Origin of the sequence: Sporosarcina ureilytica, from assembly GCF_001753205.1 — a bacterium.
Classification (GTDB): Bacteria; Bacillota; Bacilli; order Bacillales_A; family Planococcaceae; genus Sporosarcina; species Sporosarcina ureilytica.
Genome location: NZ_CP017560.1, coordinates 3,123,265 through 3,146,006, shown reverse-complemented (window position 1 = coordinate 3,146,006; position 22,742 = coordinate 3,123,265). Strand labels below are relative to the sequence as shown.

The window sequence follows — 22,742 nt, the reverse complement described above, 5'->3', positions numbered from 1 at the left end:
AAAATTAATTTTCTATACATAGGAGGAGTATAATGAGGTTTAGAAGATTATCCATATTAATTGGATTTATCGGACTGATTGTATTTGGTACGACTTTAGTAAATCCGAATCGTGCATCTGCAAATTCGGTTAAGTTTACTGATGTAGATAGAGGAAGTTCACATTACGACGGGATTTATTGGTTGGTGAATAAAGGGGCGGTGAATGGGTATCCTGATAGGACTTTCCGAGGAAGTAATCCATTGATCCGACCGCATGCAGCAAAATTGTTTGTTGGCGCTTTGGAACTTGAAAAACTAGCAAGTAGTGAAGTGACATCTTATTTTAATGATGTAAAACCAACTGACAATTATGCAGATTACATTGCAACAGTAGGAAAAGAAGGCATTTTTCAAGGGGATAATCGTAACTTCATGCCCGAAAAACGGTTAACACGTGAACAGATGGCTACTACTCTAGTAAGAGCGTTTGACCTAGAAAGCAAGGGTAGGCATGTCAAAATCAATCTAGACAATGTTGGGATAAGTCATAAAGAAAATGTTCAGATATTGGCCGATTTGGGCTTCACAACGGAAACGGACAACTTTAGACCAAAAGATGCAATTACACGCGCGCAGTTTGCGACGTTTTTATATCGAATTTCCACAGGAAACGTGCCTTTGAAAATTGTTACTACGCCTTATGGTTACAATTTTAGTGCGATGGTAGATAAACAAATGGCGATTACGGGTACAGGGAGACCTAAGACGGATATCGCTGCAACATGGTATGAAGCTAGCAGGAAAATGGTAGAGTATTATTCGAATCCAAATAACTATAATGAGGATTCCATTGGATTTTATCAATTTCTTAAGTTATCGGGAAGTGTTGGCCTGAGTGAAGCGGAATTAAATGAAATTTTAGCTGATGGCGGGATTTTAAAAAATAAAGGGGCTGCATTTTTACAAGCAAGTACTACACATAATGTGAATGAGATGTATTTAATTGCCCATTCTTACCTTGAAACAGGAAGAGGTACATCTGAATTAGCAACTGGAGAGCATCGGGTAGGTTTAGATGAAGAGGGCAATGCGGTAATGGTAACCGATGCAAATAAAGACAGTTTAACAGATATTAAACAAGTATATAATTTATTTGGAATCGGAGCAGCAGATCGATGCCCGCAAACTTGCGGTTCAGTTTATGCATATAACGCGGGATGGTTTACGGTGGAAGCAGCGATTGATGGCGGAGCAAAATTTATCGCTGGGAATTATTTTGAGGTGGGACAAGATACCCTTTATAAAATGCGCTGGAATCCAAGTACGCCGCCAAGTAAGCCGGAAAAGCATCAGTATGCAACGGACGTAGCCTGGGCTGTGAAACAAACAAATCGAATGGGCGCAATGCTTGACGAACTATATGGCAAGTTGCCGAATGTATCGATGGTGTACGAGATTCCACAGTTCAACAATACGCCATCAAAATCCACATTACCAACGGGTGAAGCGATTTTCCGAATCGATACAAATCATCCACATGTAGGGAAAAAGGCAAAGGTTACAGCGGATGATGGTGCGAGCTTAGTGAACTTTAGAACAGTACCAACGACTTCGACTGCATTCGGAAATACAGTGATTGAAAAACTTCCACTGGATACAGAAGTTATTATTCTAGCTGAAAATACGAATTGGTATAAAGTGAAAGTAGGAAGTAAAGAAGGATGGATTTCAGGTACTTATCTGGAAATAGAAGGTGTCGAACCTGCTAGTTTCATTGCAAGTATGGCTGAATCAATTGAAGTCAATGAGGAAGTAAGTGCTTCACAAGAAAAGGTTATTGGGGAAACAATTGAGGATGGTGTGGCACTGAGAGGAACACCAACAGAAACAGGTACTGTGCTTCAAGAATTACCAATTGGAACAGAGGTTGAGATTCTCGAAGAACAAAATGATTGGTTGAAAGTTGATTTTGCCAATCAAGAGGGCTGGATTCCAGTCGAGTCGATTACTATTAATCATGTAGTAGAACTGAAGTGAACGTAGGATAAATATCCGATTCTAGTCAGTGATACAATTCTAGCGGTTATGATTGCCAAAGAAAAAAGCCCTTTGATCAAGATTCGATCGAAGGGCTTTTTCAAATCAATGGTACTTATGTGGAATTCTTTTTCTGTATGAATTCCGACTACTAATCTATTGTCACAAATTCCATTTGATAACTTTTCCCTTTCTCCACTAAAATCAGAAGCCGGTAATTCATTTTAGGTTCATATGGTCTGTCCGGAGAAACAATAATTTCCTTTTCATTAAGATTAGAAGTAAGCGAAATTGGAACTTCTTTGTCACCTTTTAGTAGTTTGATATCGATGATGTTGCGTTCAGTCAGTTCTCGATTGAATTTAATGCTCCACTCCGTGTCTAAAGCAGTGTCTAGTTGTTTAGGAAATGTCTTAAATTGTTTTGATTTAGTTCCATCAGGTATTTCAATTTTATCTACAGCCTCTACTATGATGTATAACGTAAAATTAATGGGTGTGCTTTTTCCATCAGTCACTGAGACCGTCACAGTATGTTGGCCAATCATTTCAGTCTTAAAATGAAACATGCTTTCGCTGATTTGTCCGGAATCAGCTGAAAAAGTTAAAGGATCTCCCTCAGGATCGGTCACATAACGGGATAAATCAACTGTCATTTCTTCATCTTTATTGATGTTGAAAGATGTTTTCTTCAAGCGAACGATGGGCGGTTCATTTTTCACAATTGGCCGTTCATCGAATGAAGCAACGTTGACAATGCCTTCACCGAAGAATCGATCCCAGCCAATTACGCCACGGTCATCGACATATTTTTTCAACAGCCGCTCAATCTCTTGGATGGACCTTGTTGGATCATCTAGCTTTAACATCGCCGCGATACCGCTCACATACGGGGCTGCCATCGATGTCCCATTCATGCTGGCATAACGCCCACTAGGAATACTTGAAATAATGTCAACACCTGGTGCGGATAGGTCTACTGTTGCGCCTGTATTGCTGAAACGAGCAATCCTGTCATGCTGATCGGTCGCAGAGACGACAATCACTTTTGGTTCTCCTGCTGGATAGTAGTTTGCCGTGTTAGCACCGTCATTTCCCGATGAGACAACGACAAGCACGTCTTTTTCGAGTGCATAATCGATTGCCGCTGCCAAGTGGTTTGAGTACTTTTCTCCACTAATGCTCATGTTAATAATATGAGCACCATTGTCGACAGCATATACAATCCCTTTTGCTAAATGAGAATCATAGCCTTTACCCTCTTCATTTAACGCACGAATCGGCATGACTTTTACATTTGAAGGTGTCGAATCAACGATAATCCCTGCGACATGTGTACCGTGGTAATGAACGTCCATCGCATTGGGACTATTCACAATCACATCATAACCGCGAACAACTCGGTTTCTTAAAAAAGCGTGTGTATAATCAACACCCGTATCAATGACGGCAACAATGACATCATCCTTTTTGGGGGGAATCACATACGCCATCTGCTTGGTACCGACTCTTTCTGTTCCCCAAGAAATCATTTGGGTACTTTCGATAAATGGTCCTGCTGAACGTATATAATCGGGTTCAAGTACGACGAACTCTTCCGTTAATTGTGCAACTTCGGCTGTCGCAATACTTGTCACCGTTTCATGACCAACCTCATCCACTACTTTGACGAGCATCCGGTCGGTTTCCTCTGTTTCAATCGATTGCTCTGGCGATCCAAAGACATCGTTGGGAGGTGACGGAGGCCATATAAAGCCAATAAACATTAAGAACATAAACGCTAATAAAAACCTTTTCATATCCAGCACCCCAACAAATCAAATAATTATCCATCTAATAGAATTATCGGTTCTACTGATTGAATTTAAAGGCTTCTGGAAAAGTAACATTGCATAAGTGTGCTAGCCACTTACTTACTTTTTTACCAATTACCTGAATCTTACCAGTTATTATTGTTGTACCGCACGTAATGAGCGGTCTAAAAATGCTGAAAAGTTCTTACGTGTTAATGGTTCATTCGGTTTAAATGTATTCGTGTCTATATATCCTTTAGCTACTTCTAGTTGAGATAGGATGTGTATTTCCCGGTAGTGTTTATTTGAAAGAGCTACATCTTTAAATGAATGATTAGGGATTGCTTGGAATTTAAACCCATTTACCAATGCATTGGCGACCTCGCCACGCGTCATTTGCTCATATGGACGAACTTTACCATTTTCTATCTTTAGTAGACCATTATGCACTGCAGTTGCAATTAAATCATAATCCGGTGATGATTTTTTCAAATCTGAAGCTGCTAATGTTAACCCTTTACGTACTGGTGTATTTGTTGATTTTAAAATCATATCAACAGCTTGTTTACGTGTTACTTGGGCATTTGGACGGAATATGCCATTTCCATATCCGCGGATTACCCCTAAGCTTGCTAAGTTTTCAACAGATGCATAGGCATCATCATTACGTTGTACATCTTTAAACGGTTGTTGCTTGGAAAATACAGCAGGTGCCGTTCCGCGTTTGTTCATATACATAGAAGAAGCGCGAATCTTATAACCTTTTAAATCTCGATGACCTTCTAAAAACGAAGTTCTCACTTCGTAATTCCCGCTTATTGAATTTAATGGAAGGCGGAAAACAAATTTCTCATCATGTGGATTAATACTTTGATTTTGAGGACCTGCTTTTACATGATATGGAGTAAGTCCACCTAAATAACGCTCATAATTCCCTACACGTTTTCCATTTGGATCAAAAACTTCAACGATTAGCGTGCCACGTACCGGCGTGTCTCCCGCGTTTTGAACACGAGCCGTTCCATATAGCACATAGTCGCGTTGTGGGCTCTGGTAGGCACGTAGTTCAGACATCGTTAGATTCACATCGTATTGTAAAACGCGTTTTTTATGTACATTGTCACCTGTCCAGTTTATGGACTCATTTAAAAATACGCGTGCATCCTTAGCGCCGTGTGTCCCTGAATAGGCCAGACCTCTCGTGTTATCACGCCACTCCGCTTCCGGTGCATCAACTTCTAAGAAATCGAACATTTTAAAGCCAATATAAATGACCCGTCCGTCACCATATTCAGTTGCCAAAGCCATTGGCGTCCCACGTTTGACGTATTCTGGTTTGCCTTGAATGGGTGTCGCTTGGTCTATTTGTAATAATGGCACAACATATCCTGAATAAGGGGATAATACTTCCACCCATTCACCAATTGAACGGTCATTGTATAATTCCAACGAACGCCCAAGCGTTTTTTCTGCATTACGGATTATAGGATGCGTTTTCGTACCTGGAACGATCCGTAAATTTTTCACCGCATTATCAGAGACGAATCCTGAAGATAATACTTCAGACAAGTTGTCCCATTCCCAAATCCATGACTGGGTTTTGAAAATTAGAGGTGTTAAGTCTAGCGAATTTGTTCTCCATAACTTCGGATCCGCTTCGTTACGTGCGCCTGCATAAATGGAGACCAATCCACCTCCGTCACGAATATATTGTTTCAATACTTGGCGTTGTTCATGTGTCATTAATACGCCGTAAACGAGAACAATTGAATCGTACTTTTGAAGTGTTGCTTGATTCGTCAAATCTTTTTCATCAATGATTTCTACGTCATAGCCATCTTGTTTTAATGAGTGGAATACTTTTAATTGCTTATCCCAAATTGAACTATATTTATTTTTTGCGTCAACTGGACTAGCATTACCATAAAATGTATGTGTTCCACCTGGTCTTGTAATCTGTGAATATTCATCATTTAACTCAGAAAAGTAGACTGCAGTTTTCTTTGTGTTTGCTTCTGTTATTTCTGGAAATAGTACTATAGAAATGATGACAAAAAGTATACTGAACAGAGAATATCTTTTCATATATTCCACGACCTTCCTAATTTTAACTCCAACTATACCATACACTAGGCCTATTTACATATGGGTTCTATTTTGAAAAGGGCTGTTCAACAGTCAGAAAATCGACTTGTTGGACAGCCCTCTGGCATCTGGATTTAAAAATGTTAACGAGTCCCTCTTCACCAATAGATTCGTAGAGTTGTGTTGTCTTGTCTTGTGGATTAATTGACGAAAAGAGTAATGGGTATAGAAAAAGTATTCCATTATGTGAAATTACTGACTTTATTGATTTATTGCCTGAACTGGTTCAAAGTCCGATGAATAAAGACTGCAAATTGTGTTCTTGTGACAAAACTTTCAGGATGATATAGGCCATCTGATCCTATTGTAATGCCCGCTTCGTACAGTGTTGCGATATATTCATTTGCCCAATGTGTTTTTGCAACATCCGGAAATGGGTGAGCTGATTCAGTTAGCGGTAAGTTGAATGCTTCTACAATGATTTTTGCCATTTGTGCTCTCGTTAAATATTTTTGCGGATGGAATTTGTTTGCATCCCCTGAGAAAATATTTGCCTGTTGCGTTTTCATAATTTCATAGTAGTAAGGTGAGTGCATACTGACATCTAAAAATGGTTTAAATGCAACTTTTTGTTCAAGTTCTAACGTACGTGTAATAATCGCGGAAACATGTTGTCGTTGAATCGGATTGCGTGGTCTAAATGTTCGATCCGCATAGCCACGGATGATTTGTTTTTTATAAATGTCATGAATTTCATCCTTTGCCGAAAAATCTGCAGGAATATCCGTGAAAGGCAATCCTTCAGTAGTAGAAGGATTTGAGTCAGGAGCTACTGTAATTGAGAGTTGAGATGATAACCCTCCATAATCTACCTGTAGAGTTGTTTCACCTTCTTGATGCAAATCAATTCGCCCACCTCTCGATGAAGCAATCTCTGGATGTTCAAATGTCCATTTTGTAAAATCAGAGACATCAATTTTTTGCCCATTTTTCAAACGAGCATCCACATTAACTTTTATTGTATCATTTACTTTTCCGACCACATTTGTAGTAGAAACAATCAGTTCAGTTACAGGATTATGCGTTGCGGGATATTCGTATAGTGGTAAATCATACGTGGAAGCCTGGATTAGTCCATATCCGAAAACTAAATCTCTTCCTTTAGGTCCTAAATCAACTACATCATCTATCATTTTTTTTCGTAATTGAACATTCGACAGGTGAGGATAGGCCTCCTTTAACAAAGCTAAATGTCCTGTTACGAACGCTGTTGCCATTGAAGTCCCTTGTAAATATGAATATGAATTTCCTGCATAGGTACTATAAATACGAACGCCAGGTGCGGCGACTTCAACAGCTGGTCCAACTGATGAATAAAAGCCTTTTTTCCCATCCCAATCGACTGATGATACGGCAATTACATTTTCAAATCTTGCAGGGTATTTAACATTATCTATGCCTATATTAATTGAAGTTGAATTTCCCGCTGCCCCGACGATTAGTAATCCTTTTTCATATGCACGATTAATGATATTTTCATACGAAGACATGTGGATTTCAGAAGTTAAACTTAAGTTGATCATATCCATCTCATGTTCAATCGCCCAGTCAATCGCTTTAATCACATCATGTGTGTAACCATCACCATGTTTGTTAAATACTTTTAGTGAATAGAGTGCGGCGTTTGGGGCGACTCCTTTTACCCCAAAATGATTATCAAGCGCAGCAATAATCCCTGCAATATGCGTACCGTGTCCATTATAATCCGTATTCGATGGTTCCAGCGCGACAAACGAAACGTTTTTTGCAACTTTTAAATCTTCATGTGGACCAACGCCTGTATCAATGATTGCTATTTTTACGCCTTTCCCTGTATAGCCAGTTTCCCATGCGTGAGGTATTTTAACTGGCTTTATTCCCCAATTTACTTCCTGCGCTGCAATCGTAATCTTTTTGTTTTTTTCTATTGCTTCAATATGATCTGCATTTTGTAACTTAGCAAGTGCACTTTCATTTGCACTAATAATAACGATTGGACTATTGATTAAGGATTCAATAATTTTTGCGCCAGAAGACTCAATGATTTGTTCATCAATTTCACTTTTGAATGAAACAATATACATCTGTTCATCACTCGCGTAAGAAGGTGAAAGTGGAATAAAGACAAAAGTGAATACTAATAAAAAGAATAGTTTTTTTCTCATCTAACAAGCTCCTTCTGTAACGAAAAGTAAATGTTTATAATTCATCCAATCATTTAATATATCCCCAGTATAATGGATGTTCTCTGATTATATCAATTTGAATTGGTCATGCTTTATATAGAGGGTATTATCTTACTCCATTGTGGAGGACGTATTTTAGTATCGAATAGAAAGTTGCTTGGTCTACTCTAATTTTGTATCATAGTTTAGATGTGTAAAATACGCAGTAAGGTTAGACACACTAGAAATGGATAGGTGAAATGCAAATGAAAAAAAATAAATGGATCCTTTATGCCATTGGATTATTCTTCATTGTACTGATAAGCCTCATTGCAGTAAAGGGTATGAATGTTACTATCAAATCAGGTGAAAAAGAATTCGACAAGTTAAAGAAAGAAAACGTTGACTTTGAAAAAGAAAACCCTGAAGGCGATTATATCGTATTAGCTTTAAAAGATGGCGTAAGTTTACTAAGCTATGGGTATAATTTTCAATTAGAAAAACAAGAGATACAAGAAAAAATTAATGCCAATGATGAGGTATTTGAATATGCGCTTCATAGAAATAATGAGCGAATTGGAAACTTAGAAATTGTTATTCGAGAAATAGATAATGAAGATAAGTATGTCTTTTCAAGATTTGAAAGACTAACAGAAGAAGCTGCAACAATCCCGATAAAATTAATCTTTCACGATGAGCGAAAATATGCATTTTTCCAATTTGAAGAAGAGATTGAACAAGAACATGATCGTGTGTTTGGAATTGATTATACTTCAAATGTAAAAGGATTATATTCAATAGGGAGTCAGTATAATTTATTTTTATCTCAAAACTATATTTCTCACGAATTAAGCACTGTTTATGAAGATGGCAAAGAAAGTGTCTTGCGCGAATTAGTAAATGAAGATAAACATTTGAATATTACCGAAGACGATGGTTCGTTATTATTTGAGCTTGAATTACGTACGACAGAAAAGGATCAAATTAGTGAAAACTGGCTTTTAATTAGTAATGAGAAGTTATTTAGCTCTGAAAAGGTCATGAAGGAATATAAAGCAGAGACGAATCATAATTTTATTTCTTCGAGAAAGTGGTTAACGTCTATAGGACCTTATACGAAATTACCATGGTCTGTTGAACCTTCAACGAAGCTAGGATATGGACGAAATTTAGTCGTATTACAAGGAACGCCTTTTGTGGAAAATTATACGCTGCAACCTGAACGTTTTTATTATGACATGATCGTAAATTCAGTGAATTATCTATGGGATTTTAAAGAAGATACATCTTTATGGGAAACTGAATATACGAGTACTTGGTTAAAAAATGAGTACGGGATTATCGCACCGTATACGGATACCCGTCATAATGAAAATATAGCACTATTTTTAAGTAGTGCTGGAGATATTTTGAAAAATGAAGCGTTGAAAGATAGTTACTTGTTGTATGCAGACTTTTTAAGTGAACAAGAAGATATCGATAATATATTACGAACAGAAAAGGGTTATTACATTTTAGACTATTATTCTGACGTGCAGACAAAGAAAACACATGTGTCGCTTAACCATGCGCTAGGTGAAATGAGTTACTTATTTAATGCGTATCAACAAACGAATAATGATGAGTATTTACAAGTCGCATTGAAAATTAAGCAAGCTGTTGAAGATATAGGAACTATGTGGATTAATCCGACAAACGGTGACTTGTGGTATCAGATTAATGGCGACTATACGTTTGAAGGAAAAGATTATGATACATTAACATTGTCGGATCTTGCGACTGGCGTGGAATATTATGAAAAACTTCAAATCCCTTACAGTGATGTCCACAAGGAATTAATGAGCAGTAAAATTGATTATCTGATTGAAAATGAAGTAGAAATGTTAGATACGCTTTATGACCAATTGATTTCATTAGGTTTTGAAGAACAATTAAAAGATTACAATCACGTGATTAGCTATAAAAAATAGAAACGCAAAGAACCATCCTTTCGTATAGGCGAAAAGGATGGTTTTTGCTTGAGAAGCTTGTGGACTATGATTCTATTAAGTTGTTTAAGAGACTTTCATGTATAATAATGTTGAGAATGAAAACAGTTAGAAATCTAGGAGATACATAGAGAAGGAGTGTAATTTAGACTGATGAGAAATATTTTAAAGATTATTCTGTCATGTGCAGTACTGCTTATGCTGCAACCTTTTTCAACGGCATCTGCACATTATTTCACAGTGACGCCAGGTGTTGAGTATAAAAAAGGAGATACCCAATGGAAAAATAAAGCGCAGTCAATTCATACGGTTGAAGTGGATGTCAATCGCCCTGAAGTAACGGTAGATGCGATTATTCCAACTCCACTCAATTCAAGAGCACGTTTAACGAATTTATTGAAAGGAAATTCTTATGAAGGGAATCATGTCGTTGCTGGGATAAATGCTTCGTTCTTCCATACAAATTCAGGGGCACCCGCCTATTTATTGTCTTCGGATGGGATTGTAAATACATATGGCGTTATATCAACTGGAAACGATGAATATATGAGTGTTCCAACTGCATTTGGAATTGATCAAAACGGGAAAGGGCAGATTGGAAAATTTGATTATGAAGCTACAGTAGAAATAGGGAATGTCAAACAGAGCATTTCAAACATTAACAAAGCACGTATTGCGAATGAAACTATTTTATATACACCCTCTTATAGTTTCGATTCTACTCGACAAAATGAATTTGGCGTAGAGTTCGTCATAACAAATTTATCTAGTTCTATTGAAGCGGGGTATCGTTTAGGTCAAAAAGTAACTGCAAAAGTATCTGCCATTACACCATATGGTAGCCGTGATAGTAAAATCCCCGCAAACGGTGCGGTTATTTCAATCCAGGGCGGGGAGCAAGCAGCACTATTTAAAGATGTGAAAGTTGGAGATGACGTATCGTTAACAATTGACTTGAAAGCACCTTGGAAAAATGCTGACTTTGTATTGGCGAGCGGGCCGTTACTTGTTCAGAATGGGAAAGTCGATATGACAATTGATCCAAATAGTTTTAGAGCGAAATCGATTCATCCACGAACAGCCGTCGCGATTAATCAAGATGGTTCAAAAGTATACTTGGTTACAGTAGATGGTAGAAAGACGGGGAGTACGGGCATGAACTTAACAGAGTTTAGTGAGTATCTCGTATCCATTGGTGCGTACGCTGCGTTAAACCTAGACGGGGGCGGCTCTACAACGATGGCGGTTCGTAAACGCGGAGATTTGTATCCTAGTCTGTTTAATAGTCCTTCCGATAACATTGAACGAGCAATATCTGCCGCTTTAGGGGCTGTATCTCTCACGAAAACCGGTCCAGCGACGACAATTGAAGCACAGTTAAAAGGACCCTCTTCTTTATTAGTTGGCGGTACAACTTCAATAAATGTAATTAGTGGATTAGATACTTACTTTAATCCGGTCGCAGTAAATCCAACGGCAATTACTTATTCGGTCGAAGGGGATATTGGTACAATTTCATCGACTGGATTATTTACAGCTAAGAAATTAGGAAAAGGTACAATTACTGCGAAAATGGGAAATGCAACGAAATCATTTCCAATCGAAGTGTTAGCTGAACCAGCATCGTTAAAGATAGAAGGCGGCAATAGTGAAATAGGTGCAAATGATACCGTTCAATTTGTTGCTAAAGCTTATGATACAAACGGGAAACAATTAGCACTTTCAGAAAGTATTATACAGTGGAACGCATCACCCGCGTTAGGAAGTATCAATCAAAACGGATTATTAATAGCAAATGAATCGGGAGAAGGAACAGTAACGGCTACAGTTGGTTCGAAATCTGTTTCTAAATCTATGAAAATTTTAAATGGTGGTAAATTAGTCCATTCATTTGAAAAATCAACTGAATGGGAATCGGCATCTGCAAGAGCAATCACTTCATTAAGTTTTGAAGGCCTAAAAGCCCCTTCAAAAGATGGAAATACAGCCCTGAAATTATCGTATGATTTTACAGGTTATAAGGATGGGACATCAGCTTCCTATGCAGTAGCAAAAAAGCCAATTGAAATGCTAGTGAAACCTACTTATCTAGGAGTATGGGTTTATGGAGATGGTGCTTCGCATTGGCTGCGTGGACAAATTACAGATCAAAAAGGTTCCGTGCACACAATCGACTTTACGGAAAACAGTGGATTAAGCTGGCAAGGGTGGAAGTATGTTAAAGCAACGATTCCTAAAAACATAATGGGACCGATCTCATTAGATCGAATCTATATTGCTGAGCCAAGTTCTACAAAGAAGAATAAAGGCAGTATTTATGTAGATCGTTTAGTTGCCGAATATGGAGAGACTTACAGAGAACCATTATTCAATGATGTTCCTTTAAATCATCGTGCAGTTGAGGACATTGCGTATGCAGTTGAAAAAGGATGGATTCTAGGGGATATTGACGGTAGTTTCAACCCTGACAATCGTATTACCCGTGCACATGCAGCCGTGCTAATTAGCAGGGTATTAAATATTTCATCAAACAACCATACGAATTTTAGTGATGTGCCTGTAGTCCACCGTTATTCCAAAGAGATTGCGGCGGTCGTAGAGGCCGGGATTATGTCTGGAAAAAATCCGACTACGTTTGATCCAGATGGGTTCTTAACACGAAAACAAATGGCAAAGATATTAGTGAACTCATATGATTTGAAAGCAAGTCCAGCACAATATGATTTATTAATAGATGTTCCAAAAGATGATTGGGCATTTGATTATATTCACGTATTACGAGCAAATCAGGTTACAGTTGTGGAAGATGGCTTTTATCGTCCACTTGAAGATGTAAAACGTTATCAGATTGCTGCATTTTTAACGCGAATAGATAAAAGATAGTATGAGATTTTCTGAAAGCGTTTCAATCTCTCACTCTCTCTAAATAGATTCAAAATGAAAAGAACAGCCTCATAGTGGGCTGTTCTTTTATGATTACAAGGTTATCAAGCAAATATGGTAATCAAGTGTTTATGCTATTTAGGGTCACGAAGTTTTTTCAAGCGCTCGCTATTGATCAATGCTTCTTTTAAATCATTTTCAAGAATCGGCATGAATGTCCGCGAGATAGACGCTGTAATATGGTTATTATCGAAATATGCAATGATGTTCCCGATAATTGGATAGCAATATTCATCATCACAAAAGTAATCGGTTGCATCAAATACATGCGCACTTTTTGGTAAGTCAGTTGTGTTTTCGAGTAAGTTTACAGGTGAGATGGCGTCATTTCTTGGCGTGCGACAGTTTTCAATTAAATCACCTTCCGCGTCATTTAAACAGTATGGGATCATAAAGTCATGACGAGGGGTGTCTCGTACTAAAAACATAGGAATATGTTCCTTCTCAAAAATAGCCCAGGCTTCTTTAAAGCCGTTCGGAATTTCGTCTTTCCATTCATTTGACGAGATGTCACCATGTGTAAAGATTAAATCAGGTGGATCTTGTTTCAATGCCTGCACAACATTCTCAAACCAATCCTCACAATCGGGTGTATCAGTTGTATCTTCTGTAGAAAAACGACAATTTCCTTTTAACATCGTTTTAATTCTTACCTGATTTTCATTTCCAAACTCATCTAACATCGGTTTCCAGTGCGCAGCGTGGGAACCACCAGCTAATGCGATTGTATATTCATAGTCTTCTACTTCTCCATATTCACACTCAATGACGTCTGTTCTGTTATTAATTTGTATACATTTGTCTTCATAGATTGAAGAACGGTCAAATAAACTTTGCTCTATTGTAGGTGTTAATGTTTCTTCATCATAATAAAATGGAGTTTTTTCTACTTGATGAGCAGTTGCACCTAAATTATCGCCATATGTAGAAACAAGCATTTGTTTTGGAATTGTTTTTCCATAATAAAACCATAAGGAGCCACCTACAACAATGCTTAAAGCTGCTAAATAGAGTGCAGTTTGTTTTGTAGTGGTCCGCATCGTTCGTAAAGGCGTTTCAATAACATAAATTGTAAAGTAAGCAAGTGCGATGGAAAGGACAATCATTGCAATCCCAGCTTTAATCGTCACAGTTCCTCGTTCAAAGTATTTTAAAAATAGTACGAGAATCGGCCAATGCCATAGGTAAAACGCGTAAGAAACTTTCCCGAAGGATACGAGTGGCTTAGATGCCAATATTTTATAGGCACTAAATCGAGTACTTTGATTGCCTGCAAGTAAAATTAAAATCGCTGCACCTGTTGGCCATAAAGCAGCGTAACCAGGAAATACAGTTGATACTTGCAAGACTAAGCCTACAAGTAACAAAGCAACTAACCCAATCCATCCTGTAAACCAAGCGATCACCTTAGGGAAAGTGACTCGGTGAATGACTAAAGCCAATATCCCACCTAAAGAAAACTCCCATACACGTGTCAATGTATGATAGTAGGCAAAGGGTTGATTCGCATCCGTTAAGAAAATCGAATAACTTATAGAAAAAATAAATACTAGACCAAACAATGTAAGCACAACTTTTTTATATGTAAGGGAAGGAATTAATTTCTTAATGCCCATTGCGACTGAAAATAAAACCAACCAAATGATATAAAACTGAAACTGAATCGCTAAAGCCCAATAATGTTGAAAAGGACTCGCTTCATTATTTTGCGCTAAATAATCAACAGCGTCAAAAGCCAACCGCCAGTTTTCAAAATAAAACAAAGAGGCGACAAGCTCAGAAAAATATTGTGGTCTTGTATAAGCAGGTGCTAAAAAGATACTTAAAATAAAAGTAGTTAATGCAATAAACCAAGCAGACGGTACTAGTCTTTTTAATAATCTAATGATATATGAGAAGGGTTTAAGTTTTCCTTCTTTTTGATAGCTAGACAGTAGCGATGTCGTAATTAAAAATCCTGAAATTGTAAAAAAAACATCAACGCCACCAGAGACGCGGTTCAACCAAATATGATAAATAGCAACTAACAAAGCTGCAATGGCTCGAACCCCTTCAATTTCAAGGCGATAACGTTTTCGTGGTATCTGATTCAATTTGTAAGTGTTCCTCCTATTGAATGAATTCCTTTATAGTTCTGCTTATGATATGAGCCAAGAAAATGAATACTCATAAGCTTTAAAAGCGAATCTGACTAAAAATGATTTAGTAGAATATCAATGTGCTATAGTCACCTATTTAATTGTAACAATTTGAGAAGGTAAATACTATTTATAGGGGGCAATAAAGAGGTTCTTGTGCGGATTTTAGGATTTATATAAAGAAAGGGCTGTCTAGAAAGTAAATGTAAATGACTTCTCGCAGCCCTTATGTATATTAGTAATAAACTTCTGTACTTAAATAATTAATGGCCACTTTCAAATTCCCATTGGCTTTACGTAATTCATCCATTAATATCTTGTCATTTACGCCTGGCTTATTTTGTATCACATATTGCAGTTGGATCATTGTTCCTTGATTTGCTGTTTCAATTGAACGGAGTGCAAAGAATGTAAGATGTTCATTCAAAATAGAGTTGAAAACAGCTTCATCATGTAAGTTTTCCGGAACTGTTAATGTGAGACGTTTCCTAAGTTGAGCGGCTTTCCCAAAATTAGTCGCATAAAGGAAAAAGATAATGCCGATAAGCGTCACTGTAAATAAAATGGCCACGATATAAAATCCGAGTCCGCAAGTAATTCCTGCGGCCATTCCAAAGAAAATGAATGCGATATCTTTCGGGTCGCTCATTGCACTTCTAAAGCGAATGATTGAAAACGCGCCCACCAATCCGAATGCAACTGCGATATTATTTCCAATCACAATCATAATGACGGATACAACGACCCCCATAATGATAATCGTTTGCACAAAGGATTGAGAATAACGTGCGCCTGTATGAGTTATTCTGTAAACGACCGCAATCGCCAGTGTTAAGAGAAAACTTAAGAAAATCGCAGCAAATGCTTCAAGAATTGTCACACGGCTCGTGACATCTACAAGTTGTTGTAGATCATTAAAAAAATTCGTCATGATAATACCTCACTTAAAATCGGTGATGGAAGAGAACCTAGCTCTTCTAGTAAGTCAATGCTTGTACAAAACTTTGAAAATCCTTGTCTTGTAAAATTAAAATCGCTGAGGATACGGCTTAACCAAAAAGGAACGCTATTGGAAACTTTAACTTCCAAAATGACTAAATCTTGGTCAACAAAATGTATGCCTTCAGGACCGTTCTCAATCGCTAAATCGTCCGATCTGCACATTAAATTATAATCGAATGTAACGCGTAAATCTTGCTCATTTTCTGCCACGCCAGAAAATGCCTGCCTATCATAACTTACAACTGTTGCAGGCTTCAACGTATATAAATCTTTAAAATGAAGTGCCTCACGCAAAATTTGTAGATTCGAAGCATTCGATGTCATAATTAAATCTTCATTGTATGGCTCGGACAGTACGCGATAGGCATCTTTTAGCGGTAAAACTGATCTCCTTTTATTGACTACATTTTTAAACTTCTGCTTAATTTCGATGAACGAGTTATCCTCAAGCGTTACCTGATCGTAAACTCGCAATCTTAACTTCTGTCTAAAACGTAATTTATTCATTGTTTCATAATAAATTTTCTTATCATCTGATTCATAATAGAGCGTTACAATATTATATTTTCCCTCGGGATTTCCATACTTATCATAATCCATATACGGTAAAATGGCTTGTCGAAGTTCTCTATATTCAGCTTGCGTTAATAAGTATTTGAGTTCATAACGTTTGAAGATTTCTTGTGCGATTTAAATCATACCTCCCCAATAGAAAATGCAACCAAACTAAACTTAGATAACTATTCAGACATTTAATATAGTATACTATAGATGACTATGTTTTTGCAGTTTTAAGGGAGGAAAAATGAGGAAAACCGTATATATATCAATAATTATTATTGTTATCAGTTTATTTTGGGGAGGATTTTATTATGTTGCTGATAAAGGAGTGGATATCGACCCAATGATAGAGCAACATGTAAAAGATGAATTTAAGACCGAAAATGTTTCTAAACGTTTACTCCAATCGATTGAAGTACTGGATTTATCAAATAAGAATTTGACGTCTATTCAAGGACTTGAAGCATTTACAAATTTAAAAGAACTTAACTTAAGTGGAAACCTATTAACGGATGCAAGGCCACTTGCTGAATTAGAGTATTTAACGATCGTGGACTTAAGCTTTAACCAATTGTCGGAATTGGAATTGGCTAGTGAACATATTGAAAAGCTAGACTTAGAGGCCAATCGTTTAGTTGAAATTGAGTTTATTAAGCAACTTCCAATGCTAAAAAATTTAAATGTACGAGCAAATAATGTTGTTGATTTAACACCATTAACAGCTTTAAGTCATTTAGAAAAGTTAAATATAAGAGGTAACCAAATCAGGTCATTAGAACCGTTAGCACATATGCTGACATTAACGGATTTAAATGCACAAAATAATCAAATTCAATCTGTTCAACCAATTGAAAACTTACAGTTGGAGAAGAGACTTTACCTGACTGGAAATGATATTTCTGATTTATATTTACTCGAGGATAAACTAGATTCGTTGGATGAGTTTGATTTTGAAATACCAATTCCAAAGCCAACGTTTCGGGTTCAAAGCGGAATTTACACAGAGCCCTTTGAATTGGAGTTAAGAACAGCTGAATATCACCAAATTTACTATACGCTTGATGGTTCTAAACCAACAATAAAGGCAAATAAGTATACAGGGCCAATCGAAATATCTAAAGAGCTCATGCTTGAGCAACCGATAAATGCTAATCATAAAACATCGCCATTGAGGGATGGTTTTTCATTTGAACCAGAAGATGTAAAAAAAGCGATTACTGTGACGGCTGCATCCTATATAAAAGGGGAGTTTAGCGAGTCGATATCCCAAACATACATTTTAGACGAAGATTTGGTGAATCGTAATTTACCAATCATCTCATTAGTTGTACAGCCGAAAGATTTTTTCGATGAAGACGGTGGCATTTATATACCTGGAAATATGTTTGAAGACGGCTATATTCGTACAGGGAATTATTATCAAAAAGGGCGACAACATGAAAAAGAAAGTACTATGGAATACTTTCATGAGGATGGCGAACTCAGTTTTCGACAAACGGTTGGATTGCGCATAAATGGTTCTTACACACGTGTTTTACCGCAAAAAAGCTTAAGGATTTATCCGCGTAGTGATTATGGACAAAGTCGAATTTATGCCAAAATATTTGACGAGCTTCCGTATCATGAATTTAATCTGCTCGTTTTGCGAAATTCAGGAAATGACAGTGACTCAACGATGATGAGAGATGGCTTAATGCATGAACTTGTAAAAGACCGCGGGATTGATGTACAAGCTTATAAACCTGCAATTGTACTTTTAAACGGTGAGTATTGGGGCATTCATAATATTCGCGAGAAGTTTTCGGAGGATTATATAGATATTAAATATAATGTGAAAAACTCAGATTTAGTCATGATGTCTGTAGCTAAAAAAGCAGAAAAAAGATTCGTAATGGATGCAGGTAAAGAAAAAGATCGGCTTCATTATGTCAACATGCTAGACTATATCCGTTCGAATGATATGACACAACTCAAGCATGTCGAATATGTCGATACACAAATGGATATTAATAACTTTTTAGAATACGTTGCTTATGAAGTCTATTACGGAAATACCGATTCTTTTAGTAATAATATGACAGTATGGCGTAAACGGACAGACTATGTTCCGAACGCGCCTTTAGGACATGATGGAAGATGGCGTTGGATGCTCTTCGATTTAGACTGGGGAATGGGTTATGGACTCCTTGGAGCTGAAGGCGATCCAATCACTTATAATATGTTGGAGGACATGCTAAGTGATAAGGAATCTGTTGAACTGTTTAGGTTATTAATGGAGAATCAAGCGTTGAAAGATCGATTTGCAGGGATCATGCTCTCGTTGTTAAATGAAAACTTTAAACCTGAACATGTCCACGATAAGATAGATGAACTTGCAGCGAAAATACGACCAGAAATGCCACATATGATTGAACGCTGGGAAAATATTGAATCTATAGAGGTATGGGAAGATAATATTGAATTACTCCATCGCTTTGCAGATGAACGACCAACTCTCATTCGTAAACATTTAAAAGAGACATTTGGCTATACAGATGATGAATTAGAAAACATTGAATCATCAATTGAAAAATAACTAAAAAGCAGCTTACTTCTTTTTAATAAAGAAGTAAGCTGCTTTTGCGATATTATCTTCGATTTAAGGACTTATTCAGCAGAGTAGTATTGAACGAGCCCCTGATAGATTGCTTCTGCGAAAATATCTGGATTATTTTTAAGTTTTTCAGCGTCAGATTTGTTTGTCATGAAACCGAGTTCAACTAATACAGATGCAACGTTGTTGTATCTAATCACATAGAATTTAGCATCCTTAACGCCACGGTCGTACATGCCTGTCATTCTCACAATGTTGTTTTGAATATATTGTGCCAGAATACGGCTTTCATCGCCATTTGGATTTGTTGATTTATCGTAGAAAACTTCCGCACCATGTGCTGAAGGTGTGAATGCATTTCCATGGATAGATACAAAAACTTCAGCGAAATTTGTTTTGGCGAATTCTGTTCTCTGTTCCAGAGAAGGGAAAGTGTCGCCTGAACGCGTCATCAGCACTTTTGCACCTGCTCTATTCAGTTTTGCCTCAACGCGTTTTGCAACGTCTAGTGTAAGGTGTTTTTCAACAATACCGTTCCCCGATGCACCCGGGTCAGATCCGCCGTGACCGGCATCAATTACGATAATCCGATCTTTAAGCGGGGAGGCGGATTGATTTAATAGTTTTAAATATGATTTATGAACGTAACCTGTTTTTCCGTTAAATTTAATGGTTGCCCAATAACCATTTAACGCTGCTACTTCCACTTTTTGTCCACGTGTTAACGTATCGATTACAGGGTGGCTTGTGCCAGTCCCAGAGCGAACGTTCAAACTGCTCACGGTAACTTTTCCTAGCAGTTTACCGGTAGGCGTACTATCGCCAGGACTTGGCGCGTTTACTATCTCAGTGTAACTAGCACTAATATACCCTGGGATATCATTGTGCCTGATTAACAGCCAACCATTTTTTTCGCCATATACTTCAACGACTTCCGAGTCTTTTAATGTACCGATAATGGCTCCATTTATGGAAGGGAGCGTTCGGATGTTAAGTGTAAGACTGCCAGTTTTAACTTTGACTAAGTGAGTAGGGGCACCGACCGGTTTTGAATCAGCATCTAAAAACTCTACATACTCTTTTGCTTTTGAAATAAATGCCGGACGATTATAATACTTGATTTCCACCCAATTGCTATGTACATCAATCACATCAAATTGCTCGCCTTGGTTTAGTTGTCCAACAACTGTCCCACTGCTTGTTGAAGGGCTTGTCCGTACATTTAAATTATTCACCTTCGATTTTCCGGAACCAATGATTGTTGGTTGTGGATTTGAAGCGGATAACTTGAATTTGCTCTCCATCGCACGAGCAACAAATAATGCAAAATGACTTCGGGTTAATAAACTATTTGGTTTATATGAACCCTGATTCCCTCTAGAAACACCAGCATAATAGAGTCCATTGATATGTGCAGCGTAATTATCTGTCCTTTTAATATCATTAAAGTAAAGCGGTTTTGATAGTGTGACAGATTCATTTAATTTAAAAGCAATTGCCAAAGCTGTCCCTAATTCAGAACGTTTAACAAACTCATTCGGTTTGAAACTGCCATCTGAATTTGGTTTAAAATAGCCAAGTGCAATGGCTTTCCTAATGTAATAATCCTGTTCAGATCCAGGCACTACATCTCTCAAAGTGACGTTGCTACCGTTTTGACTTTCATTATTAGTCGCAATGACTAACATTTTAGAAGCTTGGGCCCGCGTCACGTTATTTCGCGGCTTATAAAGCTGTTTTCCATTTTCTGAGTATCCTGAAATGATTCCCCGGTTTGCTATGTAATGTACTTCTTCATAAAATTCGTCTGATTTGTTTACATCAGCGAAAGATATGTTTGCATTGGCTGGGGTCGGGTATGCTAGAAATAGTAGCAGTACAAAGCTAAAAGCAATTTGCAAAATCTTTTTCATTATTCTTTCCTCCTTAATTAATAGTTTACCAAATTAATAATGTGAAGAGCATATTATTTTATTGAAAAAGGAGTTCCGATTATGGAACCCCTTAGCTTGTCCTAATTGGAGAATTATTTAATTCGATCAATAAACTTTTGGAATTGTCCTTTTGTGACATAATCGTTTAAGCCAAAGTCTCCATTTAAATAACCAGTTGTAATATTGTTATGATATAAGATTTCTATATATTCTGTTGCCCAGTGATTATTTGGAACATCATTGAAATTAGTAGCTGTGCGACCTTCAAGTCCGAATGCCTCTACTAGTACTTTTGCTAGTTGGGCACGTGTTAATTTTCCTTCGGGCATAAATGCACCATTATTGCCTGTGAAAATACCTGCTTCTGCAACCGCAGCAATTGAAGAGATTTCAGGATGATTATTTGAAATATCTTTAAAAATTGATGTATTGCCAGTTGCCGATAATCCAAGTTTCTCTGAAAGTGTTACTGCAATATCAACTCTTGAAGGATAAGGGTCTGGCTTTGGTGCCGCTGGTTTCTGTACTACTTTTGGCGGAGCAGAGAAATCTTTCACTCGTTTAGCTCCAACGTAACGTGATCCCCAGTAGTATGGGTCGTTAATTGACGAAATCATTACACCTTTGCTTGTCGAAGCATGGATAAAGTTATTGCTTCCGATATAAATCCCAACATGGGAAACGCCACTTTTGCCAGTTTTGAAAAATACTAGGTCTCCAGCTTGTAAATTGCTCTTAGAAACAGCTTGTCCAGTTGCGTATTGTTGACCTGTTGTTCTGGGAATAGAAATGCCATTATTTTTAAAAACCGCTTGTGTAAAACCAGAGCAATCAAAACCACTTGATGTGGTACCGCCGTATTTATAAGGTACACCGAGATACGAACTGGCGGATTTATATAAAGAATCGAAAGTGCTTGCTGAGGCAGTTGACGTTCCGGCCACTGAAATGACAAGGCACGCCAAAAGCATAAATAAGAAACGTTTCATGATTTTCTCAATTTCCCCTTTCAAACTTAAATCTTCTATATTTGGTATGTATTGTTTACTTTTGTCTGAGACAATCTTAACATAGCTAAACTTACTTTTAAGTTACAGTTATATTACAAGTAAGTAACGATATGCATATATTTATAGTCATTGTAATAGAATAAAGGTGCATCACCTACTTTAATTCGCCAGAAACGGCTTTATATAGGGGTTTTTAAAACGGTAACCTTTTGTAACAATCTTGTAATATATGAGTGGAAAAGAATGTTTAATATTGTTGGTATCCTTGTGAAAAAAGAGATAAAAGACTAGACTTGTAGAAACAATGTTCATATGGGGATGAAATAATCCTTTTTTCAGCAATTAATTTTGGGGAAGGGAACTTTCGATAGCTCTAGACGTCGTAAATAGAGAAGGAAATCCCAATACATAAAAATAGAAGTGTGCGACAGCAAGTCGTGGACAAGTGAGAGATTAGGCTTGCAAATGGTCCGT

At 37.4% G+C, this 22,742-nt stretch carries 12 protein-coding genes; 4 read left to right on the top strand and 8 right to left on the bottom strand.

From position 1 onward, the window contains the following. The first annotated feature begins 32 nt into the window (after positions 1-32). Entirely contained in the window at positions 33-2,018 is a 1,986-nt protein-coding gene (locus BI350_RS15255) for an S-layer homology domain-containing protein (protein ID WP_075528929.1), read from the top strand. Between the two features lie 151 nt (positions 2,019-2,169). Here BI350_RS15255 and BI350_RS15250 read toward each other — a convergent pair whose 3' ends face one another. The 3 genes from BI350_RS15250 to BI350_RS15240 form a co-directional block, all read right to left on the bottom strand. After that, positions 2,170-3,816, bottom strand: a complete 1,647-nt coding sequence (locus BI350_RS15250) for a S8 family serine peptidase (RefSeq protein ID WP_075528928.1) — start codon at positions 3,814-3,816, stop codon at positions 2,170-2,172. Between the two features lie 150 nt (positions 3,817-3,966). Further along, positions 3,967-5,895: an S-layer homology domain-containing protein gene (locus BI350_RS15245; RefSeq protein WP_075528927.1), complete on the bottom strand. Its 1,929-nt coding sequence runs from the start codon at positions 5,893-5,895 to the stop codon at positions 3,967-3,969. 269 nt (positions 5,896-6,164) lie between these two features. After that, the gene (locus BI350_RS15240) at positions 6,165-8,099 is read right to left on the bottom strand and encodes a S8 family peptidase (protein WP_075528926.1); all 1,935 of its coding nucleotides are present in this window, start codon (positions 8,097-8,099) and stop codon (positions 6,165-6,167) included. A 266-nt stretch (positions 8,100-8,365) separates the two neighbouring features. On the opposite strand from BI350_RS15240, the gene BI350_RS15235 reads away from it, so the two are divergent. Next, positions 8,366-10,069 carry a hypothetical protein gene (locus BI350_RS15235; protein WP_075528925.1) on the top strand — a complete coding sequence of 568 codons (1,704 nt, stop codon included), beginning with the start codon at positions 8,366-8,368 and terminating at the stop codon, positions 10,067-10,069. 171 nt (positions 10,070-10,240) lie between these two features. Continuing rightward, complete coding sequence (locus BI350_RS15230; RefSeq protein ID WP_075528924.1) at positions 10,241-12,970, top strand: phosphodiester glycosidase family protein; 2,730 nt, start codon at positions 10,241-10,243, stop codon at positions 12,968-12,970. Between the two features lie 134 nt (positions 12,971-13,104). Here BI350_RS15230 and BI350_RS15225 read toward each other — a convergent pair whose 3' ends face one another. The 3 genes from BI350_RS15225 to BI350_RS15215 all read right to left on the bottom strand — a co-directional run bounded on the left by BI350_RS15225 (position 13,105) and on the right by BI350_RS15215 (position 16,848). Beyond that, complete coding sequence (locus tag BI350_RS15225) at positions 13,105-15,123, bottom strand: acyltransferase family protein (protein ID WP_075528923.1); 2,019 nt, start codon at positions 15,121-15,123, stop codon at positions 13,105-13,107. A gap of 280 nt (positions 15,124-15,403) precedes the next feature. Continuing rightward, positions 15,404-16,099 (bottom strand): DUF4956 domain-containing protein, encoded by a 696-nt coding sequence (locus BI350_RS15220; protein WP_075528922.1) that lies wholly within the window; start codon positions 16,097-16,099, stop codon positions 15,404-15,406. After that, positions 16,096-16,848: a polyphosphate polymerase domain-containing protein gene (locus BI350_RS15215; protein ID WP_245698354.1), complete on the bottom strand. Its 753-nt coding sequence runs from the start codon at positions 16,846-16,848 to the stop codon at positions 16,096-16,098. The genes BI350_RS15220 and BI350_RS15215 overlap by 4 nt, the downstream gene beginning before the upstream one ends. A gap of 127 nt (positions 16,849-16,975) precedes the next feature. On the opposite strand from BI350_RS15215, the gene BI350_RS15210 reads away from it, so the two are divergent. Further along, the gene (locus BI350_RS15210; protein ID WP_075528920.1) at positions 16,976-19,306 is read left to right on the top strand and encodes a CotH kinase family protein; all 2,331 of its coding nucleotides are present in this window, start codon (positions 16,976-16,978) and stop codon (positions 19,304-19,306) included. A 71-nt stretch (positions 19,307-19,377) separates the two neighbouring features. Here the strand turns inward: BI350_RS15210 and BI350_RS15205 are convergent, their stop codons facing one another. Then, positions 19,378-21,237, bottom strand: coding sequence for an N-acetylmuramoyl-L-alanine amidase (locus BI350_RS15205; RefSeq protein WP_082295116.1), 1,860 nt, complete (start codon positions 21,235-21,237; stop codon positions 19,378-19,380). A gap of 113 nt (positions 21,238-21,350) precedes the next feature. Continuing rightward, entirely contained in the window at positions 21,351-22,271 is a 921-nt protein-coding gene (locus tag BI350_RS15200) for a C40 family peptidase (RefSeq protein ID WP_245698270.1), read from the bottom strand. Positions 22,272-22,742 lie beyond the last annotated feature (471 nt).

Excerpts from the sequence above, each read along its gene's own strand:
- BI350_RS15255 (WP_075528929.1), top strand. The coding sequence starts at position 33 with ATGAGGTTTAGAAGATTATCCATATTAATTGGATTTATCGGACTGATT.
- BI350_RS15250 (WP_075528928.1), bottom strand. The coding sequence starts at position 3,816 with ATGAAAAGGTTTTTATTAGCGTTTATGTTCTTAATGTTTATTGGCTTT.
- BI350_RS15245 (WP_075528927.1), bottom strand. The coding sequence starts at position 5,895 with ATGAAAAGATATTCTCTGTTCAGTATACTTTTTGTCATCATTTCTATA.
- BI350_RS15240 (WP_075528926.1), bottom strand. The coding sequence starts at position 8,099 with ATGAGAAAAAAACTATTCTTTTTATTAGTATTCACTTTTGTCTTTATT.
- BI350_RS15235 (WP_075528925.1), top strand. The coding sequence starts at position 8,366 with ATGAAAAAAAATAAATGGATCCTTTATGCCATTGGATTATTCTTCATT.
- BI350_RS15230 (WP_075528924.1), top strand. The coding sequence starts at position 10,241 with ATGAGAAATATTTTAAAGATTATTCTGTCATGTGCAGTACTGCTTATG.
- BI350_RS15220 (WP_075528922.1), bottom strand. The coding sequence starts at position 16,099 with ATGACGAATTTTTTTAATGATCTACAACAACTTGTAGATGTCACGAGC.
- BI350_RS15210 (WP_075528920.1), top strand. The coding sequence starts at position 16,976 with ATGAGGAAAACCGTATATATATCAATAATTATTATTGTTATCAGTTTA.
- BI350_RS15205 (WP_082295116.1), bottom strand. The coding sequence starts at position 21,237 with ATGAAAAAGATTTTGCAAATTGCTTTTAGCTTTGTACTGCTACTATTT.